A 3,264-nucleotide genomic window follows, 5' to 3' on the forward strand; every position below is an offset into this window, starting at 1 on the left:
GACGGAATAGATTTTGATTCTCTCGATCGGAAAAAAACTCGCCTTTTCGTTTTTATCATTGCTCCGTCCGAAAAACGGAAAATGCATATCCGTTATTTATCTTCCATTTCGGGAGTTTTGCGTATTCCGGAGGCGGTCACGGAAATTCTGGTAGGAAATAATGCGATGGTTGTGCGGGAAAGTTTCCTGCGTTATACTTCCGAAAAGCAAGTGGATAAAGCAAAAAAAGATTTTAATATTCTTCATATTTTTGTTCAATCCGAAGATAAATTTGAAGATGTTTTGAGTATTTTAACGGAAGTGAGTGAAACGAATATTTCTGTTCTGGAAGCCAATAATGCCGGAAAATATTTGCACGCTCTTCCGTTATTCTCGAGTTTCTGGAATGAAAAGAAAAAAGGTTTTCACCGGTTGATAATTGCCACGATCGAAAAATCTCTCACTAATGATGTTTTAAGAAAGATAAATCTCCTGATCGATTCTCTGGAAGACAAAACAGGAATGATGGTGTTAATGCAGAATATAGTTTATTTGAACGGTTCGATCGATATTTGACGGAGTTTTTAATGGAACAAACCACATTTTCATTTCCGATTCTGTTGTTGCTGGGAACTCTCATTATATTTTCTTTCTATTTCGGACGCTCGATGAAATACATCAAATTGCCGTCGATCATCGGATTTATGGTTTTTGGAGTAATTTTAGGTCCTTCGTTATTGAATTTTCTGACGGATCATTTACAGGAAAAACTCTCTTTCCTGACGGAAATCGCTTTAAGTTTTGTTGCCTTAAGTATCGGTCTGGAACTGAATCTGATCTCTCTGAAAAAACTGGGAGTCGGGATAATCTACATCATTCTTTTTGAGTCGTTCGGAGCATTTGTACTGGTTTTCGCAGGATTATTTTTTCTTACTCACAATTTGCCTCTGGCTCTGGTTTTCGGAGCGATCGCTCCGGCAAGTGCACCTGCGGGAACGGTTGCGATCATTCAGGAATTCAAAGCAAAAGGAAGTTTGACAAAAGCACTTTATGCGGTCGTAGGTTTTGATGACGGTTTGGGAATTATCATTTTCGGATTTGCTGCTGCTTTTGCCAGAATCATCTTTCTGAACGAAACAGGAGAAGTTTCCGAAAGTATTTTTCTGATGATCATAGAACCGATGAAAGAAATCGGATTAAGCATTTTATTCGGTGGAATCATTGCTGCTGTTTTTTCATTTCTTGCCCGGAAACTGAAAAATGCCGATGATGTTCTTATCCTTGTTTTCGGATTTGTCTTTTTCACCAGCGGGTTGTGTTCGCTGTTTCATCTCTCGATCATTCTCACTAATATGGTTGTCGGGATGATCATTGTCAATACTCAACCTCATTCGTTAGCCCAGAAAATTCAGGACAGATTACCGATGATAATGCCTGTTCTATTCATTTTATTCTTTACTCTCGCTGGTTCGAATCTTCATCTTGCTGCTCTTCCTTCTTTAGGTTTATTGGGAATAATTTATATCCTAACGAGAACTGGCGGACTCGTGATCGGATCGAGAATCGGAGCGATTTTCGGCAAAGCAGAAAGGAAGATCAGGAATTATGTGGGAATGGGAATCTTATCGCAAGCAGGAGTTGCGATCGGTTTGTCGCTTATCGTCAAACACGAATTCAAAGGTTTGGGAAAAGTTATCGAAGTTGTGAACGGTCAGAATGTAACTTCCGGTGATAAACTGGGAACAATGGTTCTGACTACTGTTACAGCAACCTGTATTTTCTTTGAAATAATCGGACCGATCCTGACAAAAATCGCCTTAAAAAAGGCGGGAGAAATCGAATAAATAAGGAGTAATTATGCCGGAAGATAGATTAGCAAAAGTAAAAGTAAGAGATATAGACCAGTTGATCATCGAAAATCCGTCTGTGATAGATGAAAACAGTTCTTTAATAGATTTGCTCAGAGAGATAATCAAAGATACTCGTTCCAGACATGTTTATGTTGTTAATAAAAAAAACAAACTCATAGGATCGGTGAGACTCAATAATACGATCCAGTATATGTTCCCGGCTACTTCGTTGCTGCAGGAAAGAGAAAACCTGCAAATAAGTTCATTTATGTTGTATTCTTCTGCAAAAACAGTTAAGGATATTATGACAACAAATCCCAGTTATGTTTTTGAAGATACTCTGCTTTTGGAAATGATCAGGATTATGATCCGTGAAAAAGTGAATGAATTACCAGTTGTTGATAAACAGCATCAAGTAATCGGAGAAGTGAATTTTCTGGAAGTTATCGATTATTATTTGAAAAACATAGATTTATAAAAAAACTTCACAAGTTTGTGAAATTTATGAAGTTTTTTTGAAATTAACAAATTACATTAAACAATCTTATCCGTTCAATCAGTGTTCACCCCGTTAGTTAGATAAATGGAATTTTATAACTTATGCTTCAATGCAAGTCAACTATCTAATAGGGTAAATCCGTAAGCAATCAAATCAATTTATTCTCAAGTACCTTAAAAGCTTTACAAGCATATTTTTCTTTTAAAACATCTTTAATTTGCCTGGCACATTCAAGAGGTTTATATTTGGAAGTATCTACTTCAATATCATAGATATTATGAGAATGTACAAGATCATATTGGAAACGCGCCATTCCTTTTTTTCTATTTCCTCGATTGCGTTCTCTTAGCTCAAGTTCTTCCAGAGGACAACGAACTCCTACAAAAAAAACTTGAAAATCAGACAGAACATTAACACATTCTTTCAACCATTCCTCTTTTTCAAGAACATGATCGACTATTATATTATTTCCGGATAAAGCTAAAGCAGAAATCGAATGATGCATTCCGGGAATTATATTTAGAACTGCCTTTCCCAAAGTTTTGGAATCTTCACCGTTCAAATATTTTTGTGGCAACATAGAGATGAAGTTATCAACAGAAACAAGAAGATACGGTTCTTCTAAAATCTTCTGTAATTCCTTTGCAATAGATGTTTTTCCTGAACTCGATGTTCCATTTAAAAAGATAATCTTTCCATTTCTCATTATTTAATTCCTGTTATTTCTTTTATAAAATTAATTTCCCCTAATGACTTTATCTGTTTAATCCGTGTAAATCCGTGAGCTATTAATTTTCCTTAATCCAATTCACTAAACCTTTTGCTTGAAAAATTGCCATTAATTCTTTGGGGAGTGGAGCGAATTTGAATTCTGTTTCATTCACTTTTACAGTTCCGTTTTCCAAGCTGACTTCCACTTTATCACCAGCTTTATAA

The 3,264-nt window shown here is 36.0% G+C and carries 4 protein-coding genes; 3 read left to right on the top strand and 1 reads right to left on the bottom strand.

The window, feature by feature from the left end; genetic code table 11:
- The 3 genes from ENL20_00570 to ENL20_00580 form a co-directional block, all read left to right on the top strand.
- A partial coding sequence (locus ENL20_00570; protein HHE37054.1) for a hypothetical protein occupies positions 1-555 on the top strand: 555 nt, incomplete at its 5' end.
- Positions 556-566: 11 nt separating this feature from the next.
- Complete coding sequence (locus ENL20_00575) at positions 567-1,823, top strand: hypothetical protein (protein ID HHE37055.1); 1,257 nt, start codon at positions 567-569, stop codon at positions 1,821-1,823.
- A 13-nt stretch (positions 1,824-1,836) separates the two neighbouring features.
- Positions 1,837-2,307, top strand: coding sequence for a CBS domain-containing protein (locus tag ENL20_00580; GenBank protein HHE37056.1), 471 nt, complete (start codon positions 1,837-1,839; stop codon positions 2,305-2,307).
- Between the two features lie 169 nt (positions 2,308-2,476).
- On the opposite strand, the gene ENL20_00585 is transcribed toward ENL20_00580, so the two are convergent.
- Positions 2,477-3,034 carry a chloramphenicol phosphotransferase gene (locus ENL20_00585; GenBank protein HHE37057.1) on the bottom strand — a complete coding sequence of 186 codons (558 nt, stop codon included), beginning with the start codon at positions 3,032-3,034 and terminating at the stop codon, positions 2,477-2,479.
- Positions 3,035-3,264 lie beyond the last annotated feature (230 nt).

Source organism: Candidatus Cloacimonadota bacterium (assembly GCA_011372345.1).
Lineage (GTDB): Bacteria > Cloacimonadota > Cloacimonadia > Cloacimonadales > TCS61 > DRTC01.

Excerpts from the sequence above, each read along its gene's own strand:
- ENL20_00575 (HHE37055.1), top strand. The coding sequence starts at position 567 with ATGGAACAAACCACATTTTCATTTCCGATTCTGTTGTTGCTGGGAACT.
- ENL20_00580 (HHE37056.1), top strand. The coding sequence starts at position 1,837 with ATGCCGGAAGATAGATTAGCAAAAGTAAAAGTAAGAGATATAGACCAG.
- ENL20_00585 (HHE37057.1), bottom strand. The coding sequence starts at position 3,034 with ATGAGAAATGGAAAGATTATCTTTTTAAATGGAACATCGAGTTCAGGA.